25 protein-coding genes are annotated in these 26,575 nt (G+C 58.3%); 15 read left to right on the forward strand and 10 right to left on the reverse strand.

The window, feature by feature from the left end; genetic code table 11:
• Positions 1 to 157 precede the first annotated feature (157 nt).
• The gene (locus tag DVR07_RS12765) at positions 158 to 1,015 is read left to right on the forward strand and encodes a hypothetical protein (RefSeq protein WP_115797667.1); all 858 of its coding nucleotides are present in this window, start codon (positions 158 to 160) and stop codon (positions 1,013 to 1,015) included.
• A gap of 47 nt (positions 1,016 to 1,062) precedes the next feature.
• On the opposite strand, the gene DVR07_RS21625 is transcribed toward DVR07_RS12765, so the two are convergent.
• From DVR07_RS21625 to DVR07_RS12775, 3 genes are read right to left on the reverse strand one after another with little or no spacing between them, the layout of a single operon-like run.
• Positions 1,063 to 1,221 carry a hypothetical protein gene (locus DVR07_RS21625; protein WP_162829547.1) on the reverse strand — a complete coding sequence of 53 codons (159 nt, stop codon included), beginning with the start codon at positions 1,219 to 1,221 and terminating at the stop codon, positions 1,063 to 1,065.
• Complete coding sequence (locus DVR07_RS12770; RefSeq protein WP_115797668.1) at positions 1,193 to 1,654, reverse strand: DUF3592 domain-containing protein; 462 nt, start codon at positions 1,652 to 1,654, stop codon at positions 1,193 to 1,195. Before DVR07_RS12770 ends, DVR07_RS21625 begins: the two co-directional genes overlap by 29 nt.
• 57 nt (positions 1,655 to 1,711) lie before the next feature.
• Positions 1,712 to 2,191: a hypothetical protein gene (locus tag DVR07_RS12775; RefSeq protein ID WP_115797669.1), complete on the reverse strand. Its 480-nt coding sequence runs from the start codon at positions 2,189 to 2,191 to the stop codon at positions 1,712 to 1,714.
• 350 nt (positions 2,192 to 2,541) lie between these two features.
• Here DVR07_RS12775 and DVR07_RS12780 point away from each other — a divergent pair, with 350 nt between their 5' ends.
• The 4 genes from DVR07_RS12780 (at position 2,542) to DVR07_RS12795 (ending at position 6,668) form a co-directional block, all read left to right on the forward strand.
• Positions 2,542 to 3,417 carry an ABC transporter ATP-binding protein gene (locus DVR07_RS12780; protein WP_115797670.1) on the forward strand — a complete coding sequence of 292 codons (876 nt, stop codon included), beginning with the start codon at positions 2,542 to 2,544 and terminating at the stop codon, positions 3,415 to 3,417.
• Positions 3,377 to 5,074 (forward strand): ABC transporter permease, encoded by a 1,698-nt coding sequence (locus DVR07_RS12785; protein ID WP_240147532.1) that lies wholly within the window; start codon positions 3,377 to 3,379, stop codon positions 5,072 to 5,074. Before DVR07_RS12780 ends, DVR07_RS12785 begins: the two co-directional genes overlap by 41 nt.
• A 347-nt stretch (positions 5,075 to 5,421) precedes the next feature.
• The gene (locus tag DVR07_RS12790) at positions 5,422 to 5,703 is read left to right on the forward strand and encodes a hypothetical protein (RefSeq protein ID WP_240147533.1); all 282 of its coding nucleotides are present in this window, start codon (positions 5,422 to 5,424) and stop codon (positions 5,701 to 5,703) included.
• A gap of 212 nt (positions 5,704 to 5,915) precedes the next feature.
• Positions 5,916 to 6,668 (forward strand): MBL fold metallo-hydrolase, encoded by a 753-nt coding sequence (locus DVR07_RS12795; RefSeq protein WP_115797672.1) that lies wholly within the window; start codon positions 5,916 to 5,918, stop codon positions 6,666 to 6,668.
• A 606-nt stretch (positions 6,669 to 7,274) separates the two neighbouring features.
• On the opposite strand, the gene DVR07_RS12800 is transcribed toward DVR07_RS12795, so the two are convergent.
• The 3 genes from DVR07_RS12800 to DVR07_RS22745 all read right to left on the reverse strand — a co-directional run bounded on the left by DVR07_RS12800 (position 7,275) and on the right by DVR07_RS22745 (position 9,226).
• Positions 7,275 to 8,042 carry a formate/nitrite transporter family protein gene (locus DVR07_RS12800; RefSeq protein WP_115797673.1) on the reverse strand — a complete coding sequence of 256 codons (768 nt, stop codon included), beginning with the start codon at positions 8,040 to 8,042 and terminating at the stop codon, positions 7,275 to 7,277.
• A gap of 471 nt (positions 8,043 to 8,513) precedes the next feature.
• Positions 8,514 to 9,065 (reverse strand): hypothetical protein, encoded by a 552-nt coding sequence (locus tag DVR07_RS12805; RefSeq protein ID WP_205410987.1) that lies wholly within the window; start codon positions 9,063 to 9,065, stop codon positions 8,514 to 8,516.
• Positions 8,984 to 9,226 (reverse strand): DUF7563 family protein, encoded by a 243-nt coding sequence (locus tag DVR07_RS22745; protein ID WP_449272229.1) that lies wholly within the window; start codon positions 9,224 to 9,226, stop codon positions 8,984 to 8,986. Before DVR07_RS22745 ends, DVR07_RS12805 begins: the two co-directional genes overlap by 82 nt.
• Before the next feature lie 319 nt (positions 9,227 to 9,545).
• Between DVR07_RS22745 and DVR07_RS12815 the strand changes: the two genes are divergently transcribed.
• Positions 9,546 to 10,574, forward strand: a complete 1,029-nt coding sequence (locus DVR07_RS12815) for a tyrosine-type recombinase/integrase (RefSeq protein ID WP_115797674.1) — start codon at positions 9,546 to 9,548, stop codon at positions 10,572 to 10,574.
• 34 nt (positions 10,575 to 10,608) lie between these two features.
• On the opposite strand, the gene DVR07_RS21630 is transcribed toward DVR07_RS12815, so the two are convergent.
• Together DVR07_RS21630 and DVR07_RS21635 are read right to left on the reverse strand one after the other, a co-directional pair.
• The gene (locus DVR07_RS21630) at positions 10,609 to 11,355 is read right to left on the reverse strand and encodes a hypothetical protein (RefSeq protein ID WP_162829548.1); all 747 of its coding nucleotides are present in this window, start codon (positions 11,353 to 11,355) and stop codon (positions 10,609 to 10,611) included.
• 1,018 nt (positions 11,356 to 12,373) lie between these two features.
• Entirely contained in the window at positions 12,374 to 12,655 is a 282-nt protein-coding gene (locus DVR07_RS21635; protein ID WP_162829549.1) for a hypothetical protein, read from the reverse strand.
• Positions 12,656 to 12,987: 332 nt separating this feature from the next.
• Between DVR07_RS21635 and DVR07_RS12825 the strand changes: the two genes are divergently transcribed.
• Genes DVR07_RS12825 through DVR07_RS12840 form a run of 4 tightly spaced genes read left to right on the forward strand, consistent with a single transcriptional unit; the run spans position 12,988 to position 18,402 of the window.
• Entirely contained in the window at positions 12,988 to 14,244 is a 1,257-nt protein-coding gene (locus DVR07_RS12825) for a hypothetical protein (RefSeq protein WP_115797676.1), read from the forward strand.
• Entirely contained in the window at positions 14,244 to 16,409 is a 2,166-nt protein-coding gene (locus tag DVR07_RS12830; protein ID WP_115797677.1) for a UvrD-helicase domain-containing protein, read from the forward strand. Before DVR07_RS12825 ends, DVR07_RS12830 begins: the two co-directional genes overlap by 1 nt.
• A 1-nt stretch (position 16,410) precedes the next feature.
• Complete coding sequence (locus tag DVR07_RS12835; protein ID WP_115797678.1) at positions 16,411 to 17,754, forward strand: hypothetical protein; 1,344 nt, start codon at positions 16,411 to 16,413, stop codon at positions 17,752 to 17,754.
• Positions 17,755 to 17,760: 6 nt separating this feature from the next.
• Positions 17,761 to 18,402: a hypothetical protein gene (locus DVR07_RS12840; RefSeq protein WP_162829550.1), complete on the forward strand. Its 642-nt coding sequence runs from the start codon at positions 17,761 to 17,763 to the stop codon at positions 18,400 to 18,402.
• A gap of 329 nt (positions 18,403 to 18,731) precedes the next feature.
• Here DVR07_RS12840 and DVR07_RS21640 read toward each other — a convergent pair whose 3' ends face one another.
• Together DVR07_RS21640 and DVR07_RS21645 are read right to left on the reverse strand one after the other, a co-directional pair.
• Positions 18,732 to 18,977 (reverse strand): HalOD1 output domain-containing protein, encoded by a 246-nt coding sequence (locus tag DVR07_RS21640; RefSeq protein WP_162829551.1) that lies wholly within the window; start codon positions 18,975 to 18,977, stop codon positions 18,732 to 18,734.
• Positions 18,978 to 19,433: 456 nt separating this feature from the next.
• Entirely contained in the window at positions 19,434 to 19,766 is a 333-nt protein-coding gene (locus tag DVR07_RS21645) for a hypothetical protein (protein WP_162829552.1), read from the reverse strand.
• Between the two features lie 426 nt (positions 19,767 to 20,192).
• On the opposite strand from DVR07_RS21645, the gene DVR07_RS12845 reads away from it, so the two are divergent.
• The 5 genes from DVR07_RS12845 (at position 20,193) to DVR07_RS21650 (ending at position 26,565) form a co-directional block, all read left to right on the forward strand.
• Positions 20,193 to 20,459, forward strand: a complete 267-nt coding sequence (locus DVR07_RS12845) for a hypothetical protein (RefSeq protein WP_115797680.1) — start codon at positions 20,193 to 20,195, stop codon at positions 20,457 to 20,459.
• A gap of 673 nt (positions 20,460 to 21,132) precedes the next feature.
• Positions 21,133 to 21,852, forward strand: coding sequence for a recombinase family protein (locus tag DVR07_RS12850; protein ID WP_115797681.1), 720 nt, complete (start codon positions 21,133 to 21,135; stop codon positions 21,850 to 21,852).
• A 1,080-nt stretch (positions 21,853 to 22,932) separates the two neighbouring features.
• Entirely contained in the window at positions 22,933 to 24,162 is a 1,230-nt protein-coding gene (locus DVR07_RS12855; RefSeq protein ID WP_115797682.1) for an AAA family ATPase, read from the forward strand.
• Positions 24,162 to 25,919: a 5-methylcytosine restriction system specificity protein McrC gene (locus tag DVR07_RS12860; protein WP_115797683.1), complete on the forward strand. Its 1,758-nt coding sequence runs from the start codon at positions 24,162 to 24,164 to the stop codon at positions 25,917 to 25,919. Before DVR07_RS12855 ends, DVR07_RS12860 begins: the two co-directional genes overlap by 1 nt.
• Positions 25,920 to 25,926: 7 nt before the next feature.
• Positions 25,927 to 26,565 (forward strand): hypothetical protein, encoded by a 639-nt coding sequence (locus tag DVR07_RS21650; protein ID WP_162829553.1) that lies wholly within the window; start codon positions 25,927 to 25,929, stop codon positions 26,563 to 26,565.
• The last annotated feature ends 10 nt before the right edge of the window (positions 26,566 to 26,575 follow it).

Consider the following 26,575-nt stretch of genomic DNA (forward strand, 5'->3'; position numbering starts at 1 on the left):
GGGTCGGTGATTTATTACCGAGTTGACGTTCTAACTAGTAGTCGGTTCCCGCGTCACACGAGACGCTCTCGAACGCTACCCGACTGACGTAGTGCTGGAATTGCTCCTCGAAAGACGAACCAGAAAGCATTCATTCTGGTTGTCAATCAGAAATGACATGCAACGGCGTCAGTTCCTCGCAGGCGGAGCCGCCCTCCTCTCCGTCAGTCTCGCCGGATGCGCCCACCCCTCTGTCGTTCTCGATCTGGACGACGCGACGGCGGACGAGATCGCCGACGAAGTTTCGATGACCGCCGAGCCGGGTTCCGAGGAGTACAACCTCCTGACATCGGCCCGCGAGAACGGCTCGGCGACACGGAGCGGCCGATACGAGCTTTTCGACCGCACCAGCGCTGTCCGGGTCAACGATACCTTCTACAGCGTTTCCGAGACGCGACTCGAGAGCAGCGAGGTGACGGTCTACGAGGTCCTCATCGACTTCGATCCGGAGAATACGACGCCGGAACTCGGCAAGATAGAGTACGAGGACCTCCCCGAGGTGGACCGCGACAACCTCGCGTCCGTTTTGTCGGAGGAACGCCGGACGGGCCACGACGGATACGACGTGGGCGTCGGTTATGGAAGCGCCGAAGAGGTGGGGAACGACTCGGTGTTCGTCCCGGAGCGACAGTACGACATCCTCGTCCACGATGGGAACCGGTATCGGGTCGCAGTCGACTCCCGAGACGCCTCCGAGGCCGAGTACCGATACGAGGTGACGGAGATCGCTCCCGATGTCCACACCTTCGTTGACCAGATTCGCGAGCGGTACCTGTTCGCGCTCACGGATCTGTCCGACGACGAGCGGGCGGTCGTCGAGGGAGCAATTGAGGGAGGGTACTTCGAGGACGATGACGCCTTCCGGTCGGTGATCGACCGCATTCGAGAGCACCGGGGATTGAGCGTACACGATTTCTACGGGACGTGGCTCCTCGAGTACGAGGGTGTCGAGTACATCACCTACGTTGAGTGGTGAGTACTGCGCTTCGCCGACCAGTTCCTCGACCGACGACGCGGCCGGAATCACCCGCTCGTCCAGTTGTGCTCGAAGTTCTGGTACAACTGCACGATCCCGTCCGCCGGCCGAATCTCGAACGTGAACGTCAGCAGCTCCGCGTCCCACGAGACGCAGTGGTCGTAGCTGGCCTCGGCACTACCCCTTGATTGCCGAGCGAGCAGCACCCACGAGGAACAAGGCGCCGAACCCGATCACGAGAAACGGCTTGTTGCTACTCTCGTGTCTCAGATACGCGTTACCGGGAGACGCTGTCGGGACGTATGCCGTCACGGTCGCTCCGGACTCGTACCCCTTCAGTTGAGCCCTGGCTTTCTCCTCGCTCCCGAATTCCCTCGGGAGTTCGCCCGGATACACGTTCGAGGCGGTGTAGGTCTCGCCCTCGTAGGTGTAATTGAACGTCGCACGTGGCGTGTACGTGTTACCCTTCCCCGTGTTCGTCTCCACCGACGTCGAGATGATCGTCGCATCCACCTCCTCCGCGGAGTCCAGAGCGGCTGTCTGTTGACTGTAACTGTAGACACCGTATGCCATCGTAGCGAGTCCGACAAGCAGGGCTCCGATGATTCGGATTTTTCTGGAGGGGGCGTTGAACTCCATGCCAAAACGTTCAAATCCGTGACTGATGTCTCTGTTGGAATATTATCGTGTATTCGGTTATACCGAAGAATGCGTTGACATTGACGGCCCAAAGACCGAGTACAGAGTCCTGTTCTTCGACGCCGAATGAGGAAATGACCGCTCCTCGATTTCGATCTTGAACGAGCCCCTCCGCCGACGGGTTACCGGGAATCCCGACCCGCTCAGGAGGTCCTGCTCCAGGTCGGCGTACTCCTCGCCCATGTCGGCCAGCGTCGAGAGCCGATCGCCGTCGACGTGGTGCGGACAGTCCATCGCGTCGTCGACGACCAGCTCCGGGTGCTCGTCGCGCTCGATCAGGACCTCCACGTGGAGGAGGGTCTCCTCGAAGCGCCGGAGGAGAATTACGTCGACGTCGAGCGGCAGACCGTCGGTGAGTTCCGTCTCTGCACGAGGTCCGGAGGTCGAGAGGTTTCGGCGGAAGGCGCTCTTGATCTTCGAGCGCATTTCGTCGGTCAGCACGCGATCCATCGGCCAGTCGGTGTTGAGTTTGCTCATGGTGAGTCCGTGGTGCAGCTCGTGGTGGTCGGTCGCTTCGACGTAGCGTACTGCGGAGAGAGGCGGTAAGAAGCTCAGCCATGGACGGAGTGGAAGTGAAGAGGTCTTGTTTAGGCGAAGTGAGACAGCCAGATTTCTTGCGCTGAGGGCGTCAGCACCGTGCACAGTGTAGAACAGATATATAAGACAAATAACGAAACTGTTAATTGAATTGTTGCTACATCTTCATTTGTGACAGCCCTCCAACCCCGAATCACAATTATTCATCAGTGCCCTGTCTCCGGTTTCTTTGGGCGAAGTGAGCGTTTTCAACCGAACAGTCTCTGTTGGCCACCTCATGGTGATAGCGAATGAAACTCAGCATCGAAAACCTCGGAAAGCAGTACGGTGGAGACACCTGGGGGATTCGAGAAATCTCGTTGGAACTTGAAGATGGTATTCATGGGCTTCTCGGACCAAACGGTGCTGGGAAGTCGACGTTGATGGGGATTCTTTCGACAGTAGTGAAGCCGACGACGGGAACGGTGTACTGGAACGGGACCGACATCGTTGAGTCGCCTGGTGTCGTTCGCTCGGTTCTCGGGTATCTCCCGCAGGAATTCGGGCTCTATCCGGATCTGACACTCGAGGAGTTCTTGGAATACGTCGCCGCGCTCCGTGGTCTTGATAGCGAAACTGCCAGTGCTCGTATCGACGAGATGATCACACTCACGAATCTCGTCGACGTCAGGAATCGAAAACTAAAGACTTTCTCCGGCGGGATGCGTCAGCGTGTCGGAATCGCGCAAGCGCTGCTCAACGATCCGGATCTGCTCATCGTCGACGAACCGACTGTCGGCTTGGATCCAGAAGAGCGTGTCCGTCTGCGGAGTGCACTTGCAAACACTGCTACGGATCGCATCGTTCTCCTCTCGACGCACATCGTCCCGGATGTCGAAGCAACCGCAAACGAACTTGCGATCCTCGAAAACGGACGGCTGGTGACACACTCGACCGTGGATCAGTTCGTCGAACGCGTATCCGGCACAGTCTATGAGTGCCTCGTCTCACAGTCGGAACTCTCCGCGCTCAGAGGGGACTATCAGGTGTGTAGCACAGTCCAGCGTTCCGATGGCGTCAAAGTTCGACTAATCGCCGAGACACGCCCGACCGAAACTGCCGAGGTAGTACCCGCGACGCTCGAGGATGCATATCTCGACGCGGTCGACCAACCCACTGAGGTGTGAAATGCGCCAAGTATATCATACTGCCCGTGCGGACTTCCTCCAGCGGGTGCGTTCACGTCGGCTGCTGGTCGTCCTCGCCGTCGTCGCGTTCTTCGGGTACCTCGTCAACGTCGGACAAATCGAGCTCGCGTATCAAATCGAGCGCGGTGACACCCTGACGAACGTCGCCGGCGCGAACACGGCTTCGTTCGTCGGGTTGAAAGCAGCCATGACCGGGTCGATGGTGTTGCTGTTCGGCGGCTTCTACCTGATGAAAGGGACGCTCGAACGGGATCGGACCCACAACGTTGATCAGTTGGTCGCGAGCACTCCAATCTCCGACCAGACGTACCTGTTCGGGAAGTGGCTGAGCAATATCGGTCTCGGCGTCGTCATCCTCACCACACTCGGACTCGCGACGGTCATCAATCACGCAGTCCACGGTGTTGGACCGACGAAACTGGTCGCACTGGTGGGACCGGTCTTCGTTATTGCACTCCCATTGAGCGCGCTCGTCGGTGCCGTTGCACTCCTGTTTGAAACCGTCGATCGACTGAGCGGAACGCTCGGAAATATCGGGTACTTCTTCCTCGCAACGTTCGCCCTCGCTGGACTGCAATCGGCCGAGGGATACGCCCCGAACGAACTGCCGATTTTGGTTAGGGCGGTAGACATCATGGGTCACCTCACCGTCTACACGCTGACTGCCGATGCATTGCTTACGGAGGTTCCCGGTTCGATCGGCGTACTTCCGTCGTTCGGGACGCTCAGCGGTGATAAGCGGATCTTTCGCTACAGTGGCCGGCCATGGCCGTTGTGGATCTATGTTCAGCGAGCCGAACTTCTGCTGCTAGCCATCGCGACCGTCTTCATTGCAACGATACCGTTTACGCGGAGATCGCTGAACACTGATTCGGAGGGCACAGGTTGGCTATCGTGGCTCGGAACACGGGTACCCAACATTAGTCGCAGTCCCGATCCAGTCGAGAACGCGGCCGACGCTCCGACCGTCGATTCCATGTCGCTGACGAGTGTCGAAGACCGAACCAGCTGGAGCTTCTGGCGACTGGTTGCTGCAGAGACGCGACTTGCAGTTCGTGGCCAACGGTGGTGGTGGTACGTCGGCGCTGTCATCCTGGTCATGACCCCTCTCGGACTTCTCGCGGGATTCGGTTTCTCGAGTGTCTCGCCCGAACTCGCGCGAAGAGTGTTGCTACCGCTCGCATTCATCTGGCCGATCTTCGTCTGGTCCGAACTGGGTGTTCGAGTCACCAAACACCGGGTTGCGGATCTCGTACTCTCGTCGAATCATCCGGTCAAACAACTCGTTGCGGAATGGGTCGCCGGCGTCATCATGGCTGTCGGTGTCAGCAGCGGGCTAATCACTTTGTTCGTCGCCACCGGTCAGATGGGCGCACTCCTGGGGGTCGCAAGCGGGGTACTGTTTGCTCCGGCGCTCGCGATCGCTATGGGAATCTGGAGCCGCTCGTCGTGGCTGTTCGAGATGATATACCTGTTGGTCTGGTACATTGGACCACTCAATGGAGCGACAGCGGTCGATTTCATAGGTACGATGTCAGCAAGCGTGGAGAAGGGAATTCCGCTTGTCTTCATTGTACTAAGCGTTGTATTGGTCGGTCTTGCGCTCGCTCGGCGAACGATGGAATTACGGCGTTGATTAATTCAGAGGGGTGGTTCTCTGGCACGGCCTGAGCGGCGCGATTTACGTAGCTGTTGCATTATGCCACTCAGAGGTAGGATTCAGGTTTATTGGTTGCCTACATTCAGCTAAAATTCACCTCAATATTTTGGATAGCGTGTAAGCCCCCAGGGGTCGCACGCGCCCATAATCGCTCGCCCAGAATTGCACACGTGATCCGCGCACAGCGTGTGCAGAACTCCCCGCGCTCGACCGCGACCGCGCGCTCCCACTCCTGCTAATCGCGCTCGTGCGCTCGCACTTATATAAGCACACCCACTCGCTCACCCAAGCAAACTAGGATGTGGGGGTACGTGTGCAATTTCATGCGACTCCGAATGACCGACTCGCGGGAGCGTCGACTTGACCAGCTCTGCGAAGCCACCGGCGAGAACACCAAGAGCAAGGCCCTCGATCGGGTCGCCGTCTTCTACCTCAAGATGGCCGGCGACGCCACCGCCGTCCCGACCGGCGCGTTCGTCGAGCTCATGCAGCGCGCCGTCGACCAGGTCTCAGTGACGCCCGAAGAGATTGCTGCGATCCTCGATACCGACGAACTTCCGGTACAGGCCGAGACCAGTTGGGCGGTCGGAGAATCAGAACCGTAAGCGGAAATCGTCGGACGGTTTCCGCTACCCACAGAGTGGAAACTGTGGTGGCACACTTCGGCAAGTATGTGGTGCGAATTGATCAGGGGAATTCCTGGCAGATTCATAAGGTAATATCGAGGGCGTGCTGAATACAGAGTATACATTTAGCAAACCGTTAGCTTCCGCTAGACGGACGGAACTGCTATCAGCCATGTGTACGTAGGGAGACTATGAGCGTCTCCTCAACCGGCGACGAGATAGATTTTACGAACCGCAAGGTGGTTGAGGGCGTCTACCGGTTCGGCACGCGTCGGATCAACTGGTACGTCCTCGAAGCGGACGACGGGTTAACAATCATCGACGCGGGTCTTCCTGCCCACTGGCCACAGCTCGACAACTGGCTCGACGAAAATGGCTACGAATTCGACGACGTTGCTGCAATCGTGCTGACGCATGCGGACGTAGATCACGTCGGCTTCGCCAGAGTCTTGGCCGATCGGGGAGTCCCCGTCTACTGTCATCCGGACGACTTGCCCCTGCTGCGCAGCCACCCACAGAGCCCTCCCGGATGGTTTTTGCGGAACCTTTGGCGGCCACGTTTCTTCGCCTACGCGCTCGAGGTGATCCGCGACGGTGCCAGGTCGGTCAAGCCCATTGCCGATGTTGAATCGCTCAACGACGGGGATGTTCTCCCCGTGCCGGGTGAACCGCGTGTAATCTTCGCGCCCGGTCACACCCCCGGGTCGTGTGCGTTGTTCGTCGAAGACCGCGATCTTCTCTTCTGTGGCGACGTACTCGCCACGCGGAACATCTTCACCCAACGGGAGGGAGACCCGCAACTGCTCGGTTCCGCCGACGAAGACAACGATGAGGCCAACGCGTCGCTCGCTTTCCTCGAAGGATTGGGGTCGGTGACGCTCCTGCCCGGACACGGTAACCCTTGGCGCGGAGACATAGACACGGCACTTGCCCTCGCACGCTAACACCGAATCTCAATTGATTTTGTATCGAGTCTATCCGCGTATCGTACTGGGCGACTCACGCCCTCTATTCAGCATGCAGTTTCTACCAGCCACGCGGTAGGTCAATACCGGGCGTGATACATTCACGCTCTGTACTATTGGCTTGCTGAATACAGAGGATGAATCCAACATATCGGTAACGATAGGGTAGAGCGTTACCGGTAGGATCCGTGGCCAACGATAATATGCTGTGACCTTGTTGTCATTCCATGGTCAAATGTGCTCGATGCGGCCGTGATGTGGATGATCTTCAAAACATCTCGCCGGATGTTATCACGAAAGAACTAATCGACTCAATCGATCACGGCGAAGAAGACTTCGCCGGAGAGGGTGATCTAAAAGTTTGCGCCGAGTGTATGGATGAACTGAAGGGAGACTGAAAACGAAGCAGGTGTCGTTACTGACGATTTCGGCACGATCTGGATTACAGGATTCACGCCCTCTATTCAACATACCGCTTCTGACAGTGACTGAGCAGGTCTTCGTGGTCCGTGCTGAATACAGAGGGTGTAGTCAGAAAATTCACGTTCCCGCTAGATGGGTTTCAGCACGCTGTTGGACTTTCGACTAATCCCCGCCCCGGACAACGTGGCCGTACTTCAACAGGGCAACGAACACAACCCCGCCGACTGCGTTTCCCATCGTGGCCAACGCGAGGAACGATACGTAGTCCATCACTGATACGAGGGGCGAGAGAAAGACGCCGAATAGCACCTCGACGTTACCCGCAATTGAATGAGGGAGGTGGAGGATACCGATCACACCCGTGACGATCCAGATGATGATGAGACGGCTTGTCGTCTCTTGAGCAGCGGTAACTAGCCACGCTAGCAGTCCCATCAGCCACCCCGCAAGCACGCCAGCGACGAATAGCCACGTGAAACCGTGGGTAACGAGTGAGAGAGCGATAGTCTCGAAGGCCTCCGGCGAGGCGACACCTAGATCGGGCAGCACCGTGACGATGAGTGCGACGAACGCCGCACCACCGACGATATTACTGACGTAGACCAGGCCCCAGAGACGGCCTAGTTCCGCGAGTGACGCTCGTCCGTCGAGGACCGGCATCACGGCCACGGTCGTATGTTCGGTGAACAGTTCCAACCGTCCTAAGATGACGAACATGAATCCGACGGAGTAGGTACTTGCGAGTAGCAGCTCCGTCCCGAGATCACCGTACCCACCCGATGAAAGGGTGAGTATCACCGCCATCAGTAATGGCCCGAACCCAATATCGAGACCGGCCGAGAATCCAGACAGTAACAATCCGTTCGTCTCGCGGTTGATTTCGTGGAACCCGCTTTCGATCAACGAATTGAGGACCTCCGTAACTCGCATCGGATCAGCCGTGTCCTTGCTTTCCGGTCCTGAATCCTTCACGTACTTCCTCCGTGTCCGTCACTCCAAAAGCATACTGACCGACGCGAATCAGACTCATCTACGTGACCAATTCGGGAGAGTTCTGCCCCGACCAAAGCATAATGAACGGCATCCAGTGACAGATACGCGCCCTCTATTCAGCACGCCCTACGGAATCTATCATTCACTACGAAAATTTCGCGCGCCCCTTCGGGGCCGTTTCGCGTGTGCTCTGCCAACCGTCTGCGGTGATGTTTTGGGATTGTGGCCTTAGCCACACCTCTAACACGAATCTCGACCCCCGCCGTCGCGATCGGCGCACCGGCCACGCGCCGCTACTCATCGAGCGGCCACCAGAACACAACCACAGTTGCAAACCTTCCGGATATGGGCAAACAGTAGTTGTAGAAATCAGGGTGCTGGACAGTGATGCCTCTCAGCAGTCGGTGGCTACAGGAACTGCCAAGCGACCCCGTAGCCTTTCTCACCGGGCTGCAGCTGGGCCTCGCGGAGCCGCGCCGGATCTTTCCCAGCGTCGCACCACAACCGATACGCTTGCTCGACGCGCCGGCCCACGTCGCGCACGCCGTCCATCCGCAACGTCAGGCGCGCGTCCGAGCGATCGTCGACCTCGACACCGTGCTTCGCGCAGAATGCGACGAACGCGCTCGTCGTCTCGTCGAGTCCACGTTCCGCGGCCTCCGCCGCCTTTGCCGTCGCTTCGACCGCGCACCGCGTCGCGTCACGCGCTTGCTCGACTGCTTCATAAACGTACTCCGCGACGTGGTTACTCCGGAGCTTCACGCTCCCGTAATCGTGGTCAACCAGGTCGGGCAACCGGTTGAGCGCCCGCCGAACTGAATCGACGTGCCGGCCGTATTCGTCGGCGATGTCCGCAGGCGAAACCTCACCGCCGTCGGTCACGCACTTCCGACGGAGTTCGACGCCGCCGTGTCGGTCGTCGTCGTGCTGGGGGTCAGGTGGTCGACGTTCTTGCCGCACGCGGACCGCGCCTGAAGCCGGACCCAAGAGTCGCACGCGGGGCAGCGCTTCGCGCGGCGGTCCTCGGTCCCGTATGTCCGCCGGAAGTCCGCGGTGACGTGCGCGCCGCAGTAGTCGCGCGTAGAGCGGTCGCTATCGGAGTCGGGAAGCTGGACCGCCATCAGAACGAGCACCCCCTAAACCGGCCACTAACTGTCAGAGAATGCGGGGAAAGGGGTATATACGTAGTGGGCCGGCACGAATTTGAATCGCGCGAGACTCGCTACGCTCGCCTCGCGTACTCTCGTTCGCTTCGCTCACGAGAACGCGGTTACGGATCGAGCGTTCCAAACGATTTCGCGGGTCCTGCCGGGCATGCGGCCCTCCGGGCCGTTCCGGGCGGGCTTCCACCGTCCAAGGCCGACGGGTCTCACGCGGACTTCACCGGCAGGGTGCAGTCAAGCCAATCCCGGCCCGCCAACCCGCCCGTGCCCCAGAACAATGGCACGAAACTCTCCCGACAACGGGCTTGAACCCCTCACACCACGCGACGCAGTCGAACTGTACAAACAAGACCGAGAACGCGAACTCTCAGACGCAACCCTGCAGTCACACGGATACCGGCTGAAACGATTCACCGAATGGTGCGATAAAGAAGACATCGACAACCTGAACGACGTCACCGGCCGCGATGTTCAACGCTTCAAGATCTGGCGTAAACAGACGGTGAGTGACGTAACACTCAAATCCCAAATGGACACACTCCGTGTCTTCTTACGGTTCTGCATCAGCATCAACGGGTGCATCGACGGCCTCGATGAAACGGTCAACTCCCCCTCTCTCGCTGACCCGGGCGCGAAAGGCACCGACACGGTCCCCCGGCAGAAAGCCGAGCAAATCCTGCAGTACCTCGATAAGTACCAGTACGCGTCCCTACAACACGTTCTCTTCCGGATTCTCTGGGAAACTGGAATGCGTATGGGTGCGGCTCGGTCAATCGACCTGCAACACTACCACCCGCGCGATGAATACTTGGAGCTCCGGCACAACCCAGAGACGGATACTCCGTTGAAGAACAAACGAAAAGGGGAGCGGGCAGTCGCAATCAGCACGCGTACTTGCAGAATCATCGATGACCACATCGAACACCACCGTCACGACGTGCAGGACGACCACCGCAGAGACCCGCTGCTGACCACGGAATTCGGGAGGATCACGAAGAATACGATCCGCCTCAACGTGTACCGTGTTACCCGGCCGTGCACGTTTAACGCCGGTGACTGCCCGCATGACCGTGATCCGGGCGAGTGCGAGGCGATGAACAATATGACTGCGAGTAAGTGCCCGTCCAGCACTGCTCCTCACTCGATCCGCCACGGGGCGATCACTGATTATCTCGCGTCAGATGTCGCTGCAGACGTCGTCAGCGACCGTATGAACGTCGGTACGGATATCATTGAGGAGAGATACGATCACCGTGATTCGCGGTCGAAAATGCGGCAGCGGAGAGAACGCATCGACTGGCTGTAACCCGCGGGTTGAGGGGCAGGCACCCCAGACCCGCTCAACGAAGATTATACATCGACGGGCGATCCAACGCGTTCCCAACCGTCGCGCGAACGCACCCCAACATCGAAGCAGCCTCACGCTTCGACGTCTTCGAATCTCTGACCTGCTGCAGTACCGTACACACCTCATCGTAGCGGTCGGAGGGGACGAGACGCCCACCCTCAGCTTTGAAGCCCAGCGGAGGACGACCGCCAGTGTGCTGATACGTATTCTCTCCCTCAGCCGCACGGGGCTGCAACGAGTCAGCCAACGCCGTCACAACACGCTTCCGCGCGCCCTCAATCCGCTGCCCAGCGAGCAGTGCAATCTTTTGCGTTCCGATATGTAGAGTCGCACCACCATCTGTTACGAGCGCGTTCACATGATCGACACCGGCGGAACTGTCAACGAGGGAGTCAACGTCGTGAGCGATGACGTGACGGACGTGGTCATCGCGTTCAGTTTCAATCACCAGTGACTGCAACCCTGCATCGGTCCCGGCGCGATCGTGGTAGATGCGTAGCTTATTGAGTTTGTCTTCGAGCCCCTGCTCACGTAGTGTTGTGACTTCGCCGGGCTGTGAGGTTTCCATTGAGTTCATCGCACTGCTCACAGCTTGATTGATGTCGAGTTGGCGGAGCCAGGTTTCACCGGATCGGTTCGACGCGTGGACCAGGGAGGCTTTGAGATGCTCCGCTCGCTCAGTCTCACTGGTGCCTGTGACGTAGATGCTGGTCGATGCTGGTTTGTATTCCTGTGGCATCTTACTAGAACATAACACGTCCAGAACCATAAATGACAGGGGATTCCAACATGTGAAGAACGAAAATGACAGTGTAACGCGCCGCGAAACACGCGAAAAACACCGCTCAGGGCATATCCCATAACACGAATCAATTACACCAAATCGGAGGGGGTCAGACAGGGGTGAAATCCGGGGGTGCCAGGGTGTAATATCGGCGTTTTTCAAGCCGGGGCTTCTAAGCCGATTAAAAAGTTTTTCGAGTGCTTTGCTGTCGTAACTGGGGGTCGAAATCAGTAAATGACACTGTTTTTTCGTCCGAAGGTGTGGGTGTGGTATAGAGGGATTTACCCTCCGCGCGATGGGGCGTTGTTGATGGGCACTCATGCGCCGCTGGGCTTCGTAGAGTGTCACGACCCGCGGTTACGGTCAGTGTCACGCACAACACCTGGGGGTGCAGGGGGGGCGACGATAGTCACAATCGACACGACACCAGCGACACTGTCAACGACCAACCGCTCACACGCCGCCACCGGCTCACCCGACAGTAACACGACGCCGCAGCAACCGCTCACACGACGCGTAACACGTGCGCTGCCCGCGGCAGTGTCACGACCCTTAACGACCCTGACAGCGCGCGCACGCAACAGCAGAAACACCACGACCATCGATACTGACGCGGAGACGCTCACCAACAGACGAGCACACCTCGCCCCTTTCGCTCGCGCCCTATCGGCACCCGTCCGGGTTCACTACTATTGTTGGTGGTCATTTCGCTGGGACCATGCGCCCAAACTATCATATAATTTAGCACCAATTGTTATAGTTGATGTGTATTGGTAGTCAGATAGTTGATACTTTGGGGAGAGTGGCTCAGCAAAATGAACCACAACATAATCGCGCGCGGAGGAACAGCGGGTCTCTGACGATCTGTTAACGACACTGTCTCCCCCAGTGAACCCCCAGGGGGTCGGCACTCTACCAGGTTTAAGCGTGACAGAAGGTTGTAAGTCGTTGTCAGCAATTGATGCAGTCCACCTCACCCCTGCAGCAAGCGCCAGAACCCACCTCGATCTTCCCGGTACATGTCGAGGTTATCAGCCGCGCGTTCACCAAGAGTGGTGAGTTCGTAGATACCCCGGTCAGCTCGTTCCACCAGATCGTTGTCGCGGAGATGTTTGAGCCGGTTCTGGACGTATTGTTTCGATTCTGTGCTTTCGACGGAATTGAGGAGCATGTTTGGGGTTTGCCGGCTTTCCTCACTGAGGAGTTCGAGCAGTTCCTGGTCGGTATCGAGAAGGGATGGATGTTGGGTCATCATTCCTATCTTTATCTTTGCCCCCCAAACACTTATATATACCAGGTCATTAACAGGTGATAAGTGGTGAAGCGCGGGGCTGGACGGTCACCTAACCAGTGATCGGATGAAAGGACAGCGGGAGGGGACCACCCTCCCGCCTGGTACCGCGGAGTTCACCTGACCTCGATCATGTGCGGATGCGAGTCGAATCGATCGCCAATCAATCGATGCGATCCGCGAGTACCAATGCGACATAATACACGAAACCTTAAAAATCGTCCTACAACGGACGAACGCGACGACGTACAGCCCGCGACGACCCATCCTGTCACCGCTAACTGGGGTGAAGAGTAGTGGCAACGGAGAGCCAACCGGACGACGTCAGCATGCCGGACACGGACACACCAACTGCCCGGCTCAACGCAGCATTCGAAACATACCTGGAAGACGTGCAAGACGCGGATAACGCAGGGACCGCGATGAAGTTGTGTCTCGATGCTGCAGAGGACTTCGCCGAGTTAGAAGTTGAAGCCAGTGACGACAGCACCGACAGTATTCACGCGATGGCGAAAGCCTACCTGAACCAGCTGTCGGATTCGAAGAGCGGTGTTGCGCGGAAGAACGTACGGAAGCACTGGTTGGACAAGATTGACGAGTTGGAGAAGAAGCAAAAGCTCGCAGACGGTGAAGACGTCTGGTTCCACCAGATCATCAGCAACCACCTGGTTGCTGTGACGAAGAAGGTGAACACGGACAGGTCGAGCACGGAAGAGACAGAGTACGTGCTGGAATTCGACGCCGGCCCGAATCTCACCGTCACGCAGTCAGTGCTGTTCAACCGCCGAAAGTTGTGGAAGACGTACACGAGCTCCCGCGAAGGCGAGTACCCGGACAAGAGCGTTGATGACGATGACGAACAGGAAGCCTGGGATAACCTGATGGGGAGCATCATCGAGAACGTTGGGGAAGTCGTTGAGCGCGAACCCGGGCCGCGGACGGCAGCGCTGCAGAGCTTAGAAGACTACGTGTCGAACACGGTCGCGTACGGGAACCGGCAGGACGCAGTTGAGAACGGTGGCGTGTACGTCGATACGGAACCACCGGGGCACAACGAGGTAGTCGTGCCGCGGGAGGCGATCGCATCGATCACGAACACGCATGAAATCACGGACCGCGCGCTGCAGTCAGAGATTGCAGCGCGTGGCCTGTCGGGCCCGTCAACTGCGGGGAAGACAGTGTCGCAGTCAACGACAGTGCACGGGAACTGGCAGACGTTCTGGTACCTCGATGGGGACCACTTCGATCAGGTGGGTAACTACAAGGATGAAGCCGATGACCCCATCGACCGGATGCCCGATGCGCCCGGTGACAGCGACGACGACAACGGTGCCGGTGATGCGAACACGTCCGGTGACAACGACGATGATGACGGCAGCGACGACGGGTCAGATGCAGACACGACCAGCAACAACACCGACAGTGACGGTAGCGGTGAAGTTGTAAACGACGCGGACGCGCAGTCCGACGCGGATAGTGACAGCGCCGACGGCGAGGATAGTGGTCCCGGGAAAATCGGGTCATACGGCCCCGAAACGGAGGGTGATGCGTGATGCCCCGAGAAGCAACCAATTACGATGCAGCGACGGACTACGAGGACGCGACGCCCCCTGAAGCGGTCCGTGACGGCCTGCCGGACGAGCTCAAAGACGCACACGTCAAAGGCGCGGGGACACACCCGGTCACCGACAGTGTCCGCCTCAACGGCCCGCCTGGCGTGGGGAAGACCACGCAGGTGTGCCTGCGGCTCGCAGTGCTCATCGAGACCCACGATGTCGATCCCGGCGATATTACAATCGTGACGTACCGCCGGTCGCTCGCGGGGGAAATCACGGAACGGCTCCAGTCGTGGGGAATCCTCCATGAGGACGCTGATCCGGAGATGTGGACGACAGCGCACGCAGTTGCAAACCGTGTCACTGGCCTACTGTCCCGCGATAAAGCCGACTACAAGCAGAACAGCGGCCGTGGGCTCGGGCCAGCTGTTACGGCTTTCGAGCAGTCGTACTTTTGCGGTGAAGTGCTCAACGTCCAGTACTGGGCCCCGCAGCCGTGGGAGACAACGCGCGGACAACTGTTGTTCGACGTGTTCGAGTACGCTGCGAACAATCTGTTAGACGTTCACGACGAAAGTGACCTGTTCGATATCCCGGCGTACGAAGACCTCCGTGAGGAGTGGCCCGGGGTGGACGTCGGCACCCTGCATGACCGGTGGGAGGAGTTCAAGGACCGGCAGGACTTGGTTGAGTTCGCAGAGCTCCTCGATGCCGCCGTTACCGGTCCGCTGCCACCGACTGAGGTGGTTGTCGTGGACGAGTACCACGACGCGTACCCAGCGCTCGCACGAGTCGCCGAACGGTGGGTTGACGCGGCCAACACGGCAATCGTGGCGGGCGACCCGTTACAGGTTGTTAACGCCTACGCTGGCGCGGACCCCCGGTTCTTCACGGATCGGATGGACCACCTGCCGGAGGTGCTCCTCGATAAGTCGTGGCGGGTGCCGGAAGAACACTGGCAGGCTGCGACGCGGATGCTGCAGAAAGAGTTCGAAGCCCCCCCGATCGACCGTCACGGCCGTGGGGAGATTCACGAGTACGAGTCGCCGGAGTTCGGGTACGCGCAGGGTGCTGGGTGGACCGCCCCGTCGGCAAATCAGCCCGGGTCGCCAGGCGCGTTAGTAGACGAGTACATCGCCGGGAGCGACGACAGTGACATACTGTTGCTGGCGAGGACGCAGAAACAAGCGCAGGGCATCAGTGTCGCCCTTGACCGTGACGGTATTGTGCACGAGACACAGGACGTGGATGACGTCGGTGGATGGACAGAACACCGTCTCAACACGCTGAACGCGGTCCTGAAGCTGGCTGTCGTGCCCGGGTCGTACGGGCAGGACAGTAGCCAGTACGGTCTGCAGAAGTACGGTGATGCAGCTGCAGAGCTCCGGCTCACGACTGACGGGACGGCAGCGATCCTTCAGCACGCGCACGGCGGGACGCTTGACTTGACGTCGGACGAGGTTGACCAGAGGATTGAGTCGCTCCGTGACGACGACACGGACCGAACAGTGACTGCAGACGACCTTGATGGCCTTGTCACCCCGGCGTTCTGGCGGAAGTACACGGACGGGTCGGCATCGGTGAAACGACTCACGAAGGCCGGTGAATTCGAGGATGAAGACCTGAAAGCGCTGCAGAACGCCACCGTCAGGTACGACGACCCCGTGCCGGCGGATGCGTTGAAGAACGTCCGTGTGCTCACCATTCACGCCAGCAAAGGCAGTGAAGCGACGGACGTCGTGATTTACGACGGGATCACATCCACGATCGCCACCGAGATGGAACGGTCACGGGAGACACGGGAGAATGAAGCCCGGACGTGGTATGTCGGTCTCACACGGTCGAGCGAACGGTTGCACATCATGCGCGGAGGGTTCTCGTGGATGCAGCCGCACCTCCCGCGAGACATCGCGCCCGTGGCAGCGGCAGCTGCCGAACGCGCCACCACGGATGACACCGGCACGGACTCCGGCACTGACACGGTCGGGAGCACTGACGAGCCGGTTGACCCCGTGGAGCTGTACGCGGCTCAGTACGACGGTGAGAGCGCGGTGTCAGTTGCAGGACGCGTGTCCCGGGCAGTCAGTGGAGACGTGAACGTATCGGACCTGAAGGCGCGCGTTGAAGCTGCCCGTTCGGACGGGGGTGGTGCCGATGCGTGAAATGTTCCGCGAACTGGAACGCGCGGAGAGTGCGGTTGAAGTCGTTGAGGTGGGCAAAGAGTACGTCACACTGGATGTCCCTGAGTCAGTGCACGATGCGCCGCGAGCGGTGCCGTACGAACTGGTAGAGTTCGGGCAAGACGCCCGGAACTGGTTCGTGTGGGACATGGCGGAGAAGCAGCCGCGCGCCCCGCACAACGGCGGCTACGCTGGGAAAGTACAGTGGGGGCGACCGAATGTGGCCTGGGATAACCGCGCCGGAGGGACGTTCGAGGACGTGATGGACGCCCTTGACGGGAATATCAACGGACACGTCGCTGACAGTTGGCGGTGGGGAACCGTGGAAGACGAACACGGGAACGAGGTTCCGGAGGAACCCCGTGAACTGTACCCGATGGCGATTGTTCCGCACGCGGACTTCAGCCCGGAGCCGGGGTTGATGTTCTTCGACTTCGACGACGTCGTCGAACTGCAGGGCGACGGGACGGCGGTGATGACACGGGAAGTGTGGGGCATCATTCAGCGGCTTGATTGCTACGCTGAACTAAGCACGTCGTTGACGGGCGTTCACTGCTTTGCGCTCGGTGAAATGCCGGCGCGGGTTGATGGGAAGAAGGTCCTGAAAGACCTGAGTCAGTCGCTCCCGGGCGGGGAAGTCGGTCACATCGAGATCTACGGGTACCCCGCGAACGGTCGTGTGATGGGGACGACGTGGATGCATATCGATGCTACTCCCCGTCACACTGTTACGGAGCGGCAGGAGACGATCGACGCGCTTGCCGACGAACTGTTGGATGAAGAAGACACGATCACTGACGGTGAGCAGGCTCAACAGGCGTTTGACGAACGGACGGACGTGGACCACGGTAACACCGGTGGCGGGTCGAAGTCGGCGTACTACGGGCTCAATCCGGAGGTTATCGCTGACACGGGCCCGTTCAGCAGGCATGGTCGGAACGGGCAGGGCCCGCACCCAACCCACGGTGGCACCAGCACCCCGGATTCGGAGTCTACGAACTTCGGCGTGGACGCCGATGACGGGTGGAAGTGCTGGGCTCACGACGACGGTGGCGGTGCCCTGCAACTCATTGCAGTCATCGAAGACATCCGGCAGTGTGGAAATGCGTCTGACGTGATGGGCGACCCGATCGATGCGTTTCGAGTATGCTTGGCGGCGCGGGACAAGCACGCCAGCGCTGCATTGGAGGGTGAGAACCCGCCAACGCAGGCGCTCCGGGGTGTGTTGGAGGTTCAGGGCGTGGACTACAACGAAGACGGGCGGTTGTCGAAGGCGAACTATGCGTTAGCGATTGGGCTGTTCGAGGAAATGGAGTACACGGGGTGAACGAGATTGTCAACAACTGATTCAACGACGACGACGGCGACGTGGCAGTCGAACCGCGCGAGAGACTTCAAGAGCAGGACGGAAGGCAAACTCGCGGCTCACTGGGAAGAGATCCGCCGGCACCTCGCACCCCCGACCGTGACCTGGCGGTGGGGGGAGTCGGGCTTGTCAATGGAGATGAAGTATTACCTGAATGACAAGAGCCTCATCGAACGTGCGCCCAGCGGGTCGGAGTGGATGACCTCGATGGACCTGTGGCTGTACGTCATCGAGAAGGCTGGTGACGACGAAGTCGTTGGCGCGGACGTCGAAGGTCAGCAGTTGTTGTTAGAGGACATAGTGGGCGAGTCACGGGCGACGCGGTACTTGGGTGAAACATCCGCGCGCCCGAGTCGCGCGGAACAGGCGACGCTCACAGGCGACACAGCCGACCAGCGAGTTGTTCGAGCGCAGCACGAACCAGATTGGGCGGTTGTCAATCAGCAGAAGGGTATGCACGGCGACGACGACGGTCGCGCGGAAGCCATCAGGCACCCGGGGCAGTCGCGGTTGCAGACGTTCGAGGATCACGACACTGGAAAGTGGGACGTGTCAGTGCAGTGGTTCCGTGACAGTGTCGTGAGGACGCCTGCAGGCAGAGTGTACTAACCCCTCCCCCGTGACACCTCCCCCGTGACACTGTTCCTGACCGCGGGCCGTTGTTGCAAGGATTCTCGATTATAGTGTTGCGCGGTTTGAATAGCGTGTTTTTCGCAGATGCACACTTTCTGCGCGATACTGTTCCTGCAGTGGTTGTGTCGTTGCAAGGACGTTAATAGGCGTGTTTTGGCTGCGTGACACTGGAAATACTGGCTCTGTTGAAACCCTCTCCTTTATAGATCTATTCGCGTGAATTTACTACACATCACACGTGCAAACTGAATGCGGAGATTCCTATCAGTTTCAGTTGAGGATGCTTAAGTCGAGGCGGATACACATCATTCGACGGACTTCAACACGACTTCGGTGGACGATACAGTTACGCGGTATCCGTAGTACGTGAACGATACCTCCACATCCCTTTGCTCATCGGTGAAGAGTTGGTTGAGCGCATCGGCGGCTACAACATCATAAATTGGGGGCAAACTCGCTGGATCCCGGTTTTCAGCGGCAGCGATGGTGGCCACAATGACTTCTACAGGGGACTCGTCATCGCGGATGCGGTGAGTTGTTTCGTATCCCACGACATTCAACCTTTATTCTGTAGGTTGAAAAGTTGAAAGGTGTATCCTACCACTCAATATAAAAATATTACAGATTACTGCTTAATTGCTGGTAGAATGATCAGTGGTTTCTTCCTTAGAAGAGCAGACCGCTCGCATCTCACCCTCACGGCTAAGAAGGGAGTGATAAATTAATTATCTGCACTGAACGCAGACGGTCCCATTCTTATCATGTTCTAAGGGTTTCAACAGAGCCGAAATACTGTAAATACAGTCGTTGCAAGGAGTTGTACAGCCCTGATTCACCGTGCGCCTGTTGCAAGGATTCTCGATTCTAGTGTTACGTGCACTGAAGGTTGTGTTTTCCGTGGATGCACAGATTCTGCAGTACTGTTGCATAATCACCCCCGTAACACGAATCCCGACCGCGACCCTACCGGCTCTGTCAACGATCGTGGTGTTATCCGAAGAACTCCCCTACCGTCGCCACCCGTACCCGGCTTCCGGGTCGATGAACACCACAAGATCCTCCCCAGCAGCGATATCGAGCGCATCCACGACATCGAATCCTCGAAGTGAGCGAAGATTTCCCGCCGGTTCGAGCACGTCAGCACCGTGGCAGATCCCCGCACTCCGGTCGAGAATCGCCAACGGACCCGATGAGTGACCCGGTATCGGTACCGTCTCCAGCGTGCGATTACCGACCGGTATCTCTGCTCCGGGTTCCAGTGGATCGACGCCGGACACCGGCTCGATTGCGTACGATTCGAGGTCAAAGCCTTCGGGGAAGGCATGCGCGAGCGCGATCAAGCGACCGGAGCGCGGGTGAGATCCCGATCGATGAAGTGGGTGAAACACGTAAACTGAATGCCGCCCGAACGCAGCCGGGCGGCATGTTCCCGGCAAGAGAGAGTGAGAGTCCCGGTCGTGGTGGGCCGGGGCTCACCCGGACCGCCGTACCGCCGGCGGTCCGTACATACTGACGGACGGACAGACGTACACAGGGACGGACGTAAGTACGTACACGAGCACGGACGTGAGCACGTACATATCGGTGTACACGAGCACGACCACAGCCACTCAATGACGTACGCGTCTACGTACCTGCGTGACGATGGAGGTGCTACCGCACACGTTTTCGCCGCCACAGACGCCGGTTTTCATTTGGTATCCGCGGTATTCACGGTCAGGATCAGTGTTACCCCTCTTGTCTGTGTAATAACCTTACTGAGAGACATGATGCTACTCACAGCGATCGAACGTGCAGTCTCAGCGATTACAGAGACTCAAGACACGGACCACGTCACCATCATAGAGTGGAACACGAAGATGATGCTTGAGTCAGACGATGGTTCGCGGATGTACCGTACAAACGAACTACCACACCTTCGCGCCCCATCCCAAGAGGAGACCCGCGCGATCATGGAGAATCTCGATGATTTTGAAGCCCCGGAGGAAATGGAAGAAGCGATTGAACGGCATCGAGAACGCCTGGACGGGTAACACTTGAGTTCCGGACACACCCCGTCCCCGCGAACAGTGTTACCTCTCTCTATAGGTGTAACCCCTGGATTCGAATATGCAGGACCCAGCAGACGAGTATCGATCTTCCCTCCGGCAGTGGACAGTGTTGTGGGGCGGTGGCGGGTTGTTGAGTGTCGCCGCCGGGGATCACGCCGGTCAGACGGACGCAATCGTGGTTGGTGTAGTCGCGTTGGCTCTTGCCGCGCTCGCAATCTGGCGGGAGCACCAGGACAGGCAGCGCTGGCGTGACACGACCGGTGAGAGGCGATAAGATCCACTGTCACCGAAGCCGATCTCAAATTCACCGTGTCAGTACTGGCCCTGGCCGGGATCATCATTATGGTCACTGGTGCGCCCGGGGAGGTCAGTCGGGCCCTGGTTCTTGGACGTCTCGCAGCGGTAGGCGTGACTACACTACTCATATTCCAACTGTCACCAGCCAGTCGTGACAGATGGGTCAATGTCACGGATAAGGACGTCGAGGGCCTGAACCAGGATTACTGGTGTGCAGAGTGTGGGCGTAACCGTGAGACAGGCGGACGACCATCTGTATGTGACGACTGCCGCTCCGCCCGCGAGAAGGAAAACTAATGTTTCCCGCACCGTCAAGGAATCCTACTTCTTTGATAAGGGCATACCGACTAAGGTAGGTATGCAGGAATCACCCCAGAATGTCGCCGGTTATGTCCGTGTCAGCACAGACGACCAGGACGACGACCGGCAGCGCGAATCGATCCTCCAACACTACAACACCAGTGAAGTCGCGTGGCACGTGGACATCGAGTCCGGTGCGAGCATGTCCCGCGAGCAGTACAACCAGCTCCGGGAGACCATCGACCAGTACGACGTCGTCGTCACCACAGAAATCGATCGACTCGGCCGATCGTTCAGTGAGCTCGCCAGTTTCGTTGAGGAACTCCGCGAGAAGGACATCGACCTGCACTGCACAGAGCAACCCATCAGCACAGTCGATAACGACGACTGGATGGGAGACCTTCTACTCAACCTCATGATCGTGTTCGCAGACGCGGAACGACGGATGATTGCTGATCGCGTGCAGCAGGGCATCGACAAAGCGCGTAGGGATGGAAAGCGCGTTGGACGACCGCCTGCAGGGTACGACGTTGATGAAGACGGATTCCTGTACCAGGATCCAGCTGAGTACGCGAAGGTGCAGAACTTCATCCGCGAGCTCAAGAAAGGCCGTCCGAAGACGACGACAGCAGAGTACTTCGGAATCCCGGAGTCCTCGATCCAGTCGATCCTGAAGCGCGCGGAGAAGAACTACGAGATTGAGTTCGACAACGACTTGTGGACGATCGAACGGGCGAAGGTCGAAGCCGGGGAGAAACTGTTAGAACCGCTTGAATAGGACGACGACTGGCGACGACGCGAGCGACAAAGAAGACAACGCTGACGAAGGCTGACCGGATCGTCTCCTCGCAAGCCGTGTTACCTCTCTTATCGGGGTCATCGACCTACCCACAAGTAGACCAACAGCGTTTATCGCCGATATCCCGGGCAGATCCAAGTGCTCGTAGCGCCGCGGACAGAATCCTGGAATTCGTACGGTCAATGGGTGGGGCAATCGGGGTGTTCTGACAGGCTAGCGACTCAGATCTCGATGACGACGACTCAGGCCTGGATCCACTTCTACGTGGAGACAAAGGGCCATGATCGTAGACAACATAACACAAGATCGGTCCGTCAACAAGCTTACTCTGGCCCATCTCTCTCTAATATGGTCGATGATGTGCCCGTCCGCCCGTCAGTCCGATATCCGTGGCTGACACACGCACGTACGTAAGGACGCGCGTACGTGATGATGTACGTGATCGCGTACGTACCTGTGTACGTACGTCGATCCGCCCGGTCGAACCTACCTGTCTCGGTATTTGCGAGCGCAAAAGAACAATCGAGTCTGTCCGTAACAGACACTGTACCGCAGCTACCTTGGTGAGTACGACGGAGAAAGCATTCCAGCTTGGTGTGCCGAGACACGTCAGTCTCCCAAATCCAAGACTGGCCGTCGTGGTATGTAGCGTGCGCTGCGCCTATCAACCCGCCAAGCAACTGAATATGCCACCTTTGAAGACAGTAGGAGCGCGTCGACAAACTGCCGCCCGTATGGGGCGGCTGTTCCCGAAGAGAGAGTGAGCGGTTCCCGGTCCGTGGTGGGGCCGTGACCCACTCCCTGCCGTAGTGGCGTGCGGCCAGTCACTCGTCACTACTCTCGAAGCAATCCGTATGGTTGAGACTGGATCGACCTACCGTGAAGTGGAGGACGAACTGGATATTGCCCCATCAACGAGGCCCGGTATAATGGACAGGAGAGAGCAATATCTCAGCGTCAGTAAGAACGGTTAGATGAATATTGGCCCCTGCGGGCCAATAGGAATCTGCTTGGCTCTTGAACGGGATTTTATATACTCAGAACTACCTGTATCTGGTAATGAGCGATTCGTCGGACGACTATACGCTTGAGGATGCGCAAGACGAAGTCGGAATTCTTCGCCGCGTAACCGACGACGTCGTCGAAGCAATCCAGAATGCGGAGAACGAGGAGGTACTGGAGTTCCTGATTGAGGACGAAAAACTCGACGTGATCCACGACGGCGAGCGTGGGTTGGGCCAGGTCCGACGTGCCGTACTTGAGTCTCCATTGGCGTCAGATCGACTCAAGCGTGTCGTGAGTCTCCGCGGTGACGAAACGCCTAAAGAGATACTTGTTCCGAACGACGTTGAGCGGAACGCGAAGGTCGCGCTGGAAGCGGGCAAGCCAGTCGTCCTGTATGGGCCGACCGGGACAGGGAAGACGACGTTTGCTAAGCAACTCGCTCGTGAAACCGGAATCGGATACACCCTCAACACTGCCACTCCCTCGTGGACGCCGTCGGACATCATCGGTGGAATTAGCCCGGATTACACCGGCGACTCGCTAAGCTACCGGACGAAACTCGGCTGCGTGTCTGAAGCTGTTCAGCGTGCTCGCCGGTTCGACGTCGAATACGGCGTCATCCTCGATGAGATTACGCGAGCGGACATCTCGAAGATCTTTGGTCCGCTGTACACTGCAATCGAGAACCCACACCAAACCATCTTTGAGACCGACGAAGGTGAGACTATTGAGTTGGACGAGCGGGTGAACATCATCTGTACGATGAACATGTCCGACCGGACAGTGAACGAACTCGATAACGCCATCACCCGCCGGTTCGCCATGATCGAGTTGGACGAGTACGAGGAGGACAAGCGCCGACAGCTGTTCAAAGACTGGATCACCACGCACGTCACCGACCACACAGATCTCGGAGAAAGCGAGATTCTCCGGCTGTTCGAGCGGGACTACCAGGGGATCAATCACGGCCACGAATCGACGTCGCAGGGGTCGATCATGCGGTTCGGTCCGATGCACTACCGCGACGTCGCCGTCTTCCTCGGTGTCGGCTGTCGGGAGGGTGGAGAGTACGAGTACGACCAGACAGACGCGGTCGGACAGGCATTCCGGACGTATATCGTTCCGCGACTCCTGAACGCCGCTGCGTTCCCACAGATCGAGCGGATCGCGGAACACTACCGCGCGATGAACGGCGAGTTCGAGGAGTTCGATCTCGCCCCTGCTGCTGAGCTCGCCGAACGGGAACTCGAACAGGAACGACGTCAGATGGGCTCCTACGAGTAATGAGTACGGTTGACGAAGTTTACGAGTACGGGCAGGACACCTTCAACGTCCCCGAGCGCGGGGAGATCCGGATAGAGGGCTGTCCGTCGTCCATCGGGGACCAGCTTCGTCGCGCGTCCTTCACACAAGAGAGCCCCGGCGTCTTCACGAAGAGCCAGGCGGCACTCGACGGCGAGCAGGAGTACGAGGTCGTAACGGTCACCGTAGACGGCGACGAAAACGAGGTACTCCACGTGGAGGCGACGGACATCATCGGCGTCGTGAGTCTCACGCCGTCGTCGAAGGTGCAGGTCGATCCGAAGATCGACTGGGAACACATCTTCGACATGCTCCTGGCCGTCTACGACCAGAACCGGTCTATCGAGTATCACGGAATCCCGCTGCAGGATTTCCTCTCCGACGACATCCATCTTGACGACGTGTTCGTAGTGCTGGCGATCAACTACTTGGATGGCTTGGAGACTATTCACCGGCAAGGCTACATCCGTGACCTGGTGATTCGTCGGCTCGATAGTCTCGATGGGCGTGGGGAGATCGACGTCGAACAAACGCTGTTGAACCACGGGCGCGGGACGTTGGAGCCACACTGGATCCGCAACGAAACTGAGTACGACAACGCCGCAAACTCGCTGCTCCACTTTGCTGGAAAGACGCTCCTTCGACTCTTCCGACAGAACACCCACGAAAACGACCACCCTGCATACGATCGAATCTTCTCGGAAGTACACCGCGAGGTGGAGCGCCTGGAGAGTATGGGTGTCAGCAGCGGGTTGGACCGGATGGACGAGTATCGACGCCTCTCGCTCAGCGACCTTCCGAAGCAGCGACGGTACTACCAGAAGGCGTTCGATGTCGCCAAGGCAGTGATGTCGTCGTCGCTCGGCCAGCAACTCCGTGACGGCCCACGAGAGCTGGTCGTGGACTACGTCCTGAATATGGAGTCGCTGTTCGAGCAGTACTCGCAGGTCGTCATCGAGCGCGAACTCTCGTACATCAAGTCCTACGACCACCTCGGAGACCTCGACGACGTGACTCCCGTTCGGTCACCATCGGTGAACCCATTCGAGGGTGAAGGGCAGATATACCACGAACCGGACCACGCCCTGCAGGAAGGTGACGAGACACTGGCTGTACTGGACTCGAAATACTATGCAGAGGGTCACGATCCGGTGAAGGAATCCCCGTCCAGATCACGGCTCTTCAGTTACGCGTATCTGCTTCACTCCGATCGACTCGCGTTCCTGTGCCCACTCCTCGAACCGAAGCGACGGCGAGTCACCCAAACAGGTGCCGAACTGCAAATCGTTTCGCCCGAGCAAGAGTTCACGTTGGGCGGATACGGCGACGTCGTCCACGACTATCTGCACGACGTACTCGTCCGCAAATCCGCGGAACTCGAAGCCTTCCGCGCCGTTGCGGAGAACCGACTCTGCCTCGATGGCGTCGAAGAGACGGATCTTAGCAACGCGAAGTCGATGAGCGGTCCGTTCACGTTCAAGGATGCTCGGGACTTCTCCTTGCGTGTTCTCAAGGCTGCCGCCGACGAACACTCCTGGGAGGTCCGAAACCGGTACGACTTAGAGCAAGATGGCGACTGGACACGAGAGCAGATCGAAACACGATGTGAACAGCGCTACGAGCATACGACGACATGCGTACCGGTGTTCTGTCGTGAACAGGGACAAGAGTGGATCGACCTCTACTTCCTAGGCGGAGGGGGAGACGTTGAGAAGGAGGGCCCATTGAAGCTCTTATAGAGATAGTATGTACCAAACACCGTACCAGTGGACGACCAACGAAGGAACGACACACGTCTTCTACGACAATAATCTGCCTCCGAGCGAAGGATTCGGCTGGGATAGTCTCTGTGACGAAGGGAGAATTCCCATTGAAGGAGAGCACTTCGAACTCCAAGAGGATGTTACAGAGGAGTCGATAACGTGCGAACGCTGCCGTGACCAGCTCGGCAAATCGTATGTATGTCTTGGTGACGATGATACCGCAGGTATTCGAAGTTGCTTGGTTAGAGTTCGCCGGGATGGTGATGGGGTACTAATCGGTGCTCGTCGTCTCTGTCGGGGGAGACCTCTCCACTATGAAATCTCGTTCGAGCCTACGTCCTTTACTGGTGATCTTCAGACAGAGATGGACGAGGTTTGCGAAGACTGCTGGCAGAACTACGTTGATCGTCAGTGGAGCGGCGACGTCGAAGGAGGAGAGCTTCAAGTCGAATTCTGGGTGGATGGTGAGAAAGAAACGAACTATGCAGCCTCCGTTGAAGCAGTTAATACGGGCCCGAAAGCGAAGCTTCGACTGACCAGTGAGAATGGTCTCAAACAGGAGCTTGCCAGAGAGAAGATCGACTCAATCACACTAACGCCAGCACAAATCGTGGACTACTGATTCCGTCAGC

Source organism: Halorussus rarus, from assembly GCF_003369835.1.
GTDB lineage: Archaea > Halobacteriota > Halobacteria > Halobacteriales > Haladaptataceae > Halorussus > Halorussus rarus.

Excerpts from the sequence above, each read along its gene's own strand:
- DVR07_RS12765 (WP_115797667.1), top strand. The coding sequence starts at position 158 with ATGCAACGGCGTCAGTTCCTCGCAGGCGGAGCCGCCCTCCTCTCCGTC.
- DVR07_RS12770 (WP_115797668.1), bottom strand. The coding sequence starts at position 1,654 with ATGGAGTTCAACGCCCCCTCCAGAAAAATCCGAATCATCGGAGCCCTG.
- DVR07_RS12775 (WP_115797669.1), bottom strand. The coding sequence starts at position 2,191 with ATGAGCAAACTCAACACCGACTGGCCGATGGATCGCGTGCTGACCGAC.
- DVR07_RS12780 (WP_115797670.1), top strand. The coding sequence starts at position 2,542 with ATGAAACTCAGCATCGAAAACCTCGGAAAGCAGTACGGTGGAGACACC.
- DVR07_RS12785 (WP_240147532.1), top strand. The coding sequence starts at position 3,377 with ATGCATATCTCGACGCGGTCGACCAACCCACTGAGGTGTGAAATGCGC.
- DVR07_RS12790 (WP_240147533.1), top strand. The coding sequence starts at position 5,422 with ATGCGACTCCGAATGACCGACTCGCGGGAGCGTCGACTTGACCAGCTC.
- DVR07_RS12795 (WP_115797672.1), top strand. The coding sequence starts at position 5,916 with ATGAGCGTCTCCTCAACCGGCGACGAGATAGATTTTACGAACCGCAAG.
- DVR07_RS12800 (WP_115797673.1), bottom strand. The coding sequence starts at position 8,042 with ATGCGAGTTACGGAGGTCCTCAATTCGTTGATCGAAAGCGGGTTCCAC.
- DVR07_RS22745 (WP_449272229.1), bottom strand. The coding sequence starts at position 9,226 with ATGGCGGTCCAGCTTCCCGACTCCGATAGCGACCGCTCTACGCGCGAC.
- DVR07_RS12815 (WP_115797674.1), top strand. The coding sequence starts at position 9,546 with ATGGCACGAAACTCTCCCGACAACGGGCTTGAACCCCTCACACCACGC.
- DVR07_RS21630 (WP_162829548.1), bottom strand. The coding sequence starts at position 11,355 with ATGCCACAGGAATACAAACCAGCATCGACCAGCATCTACGTCACAGGC.
- DVR07_RS21635 (WP_162829549.1), bottom strand. The coding sequence starts at position 12,655 with ATGATGACCCAACATCCATCCCTTCTCGATACCGACCAGGAACTGCTC.
- DVR07_RS12830 (WP_115797677.1), top strand. The coding sequence starts at position 14,244 with ATGCCCCGAGAAGCAACCAATTACGATGCAGCGACGGACTACGAGGAC.
- DVR07_RS12835 (WP_115797678.1), top strand. The coding sequence starts at position 16,411 with ATGTTCCGCGAACTGGAACGCGCGGAGAGTGCGGTTGAAGTCGTTGAG.
- DVR07_RS12845 (WP_115797680.1), top strand. The coding sequence starts at position 20,193 with ATGATGCTACTCACAGCGATCGAACGTGCAGTCTCAGCGATTACAGAG.
- DVR07_RS12850 (WP_115797681.1), top strand. The coding sequence starts at position 21,133 with ATGCAGGAATCACCCCAGAATGTCGCCGGTTATGTCCGTGTCAGCACA.
- DVR07_RS12855 (WP_115797682.1), top strand. The coding sequence starts at position 22,933 with ATGAGCGATTCGTCGGACGACTATACGCTTGAGGATGCGCAAGACGAA.
- DVR07_RS12860 (WP_115797683.1), top strand. The coding sequence starts at position 24,162 with ATGAGTACGGTTGACGAAGTTTACGAGTACGGGCAGGACACCTTCAAC.
- DVR07_RS21650 (WP_162829553.1), top strand. The coding sequence starts at position 25,927 with ATGTACCAAACACCGTACCAGTGGACGACCAACGAAGGAACGACACAC.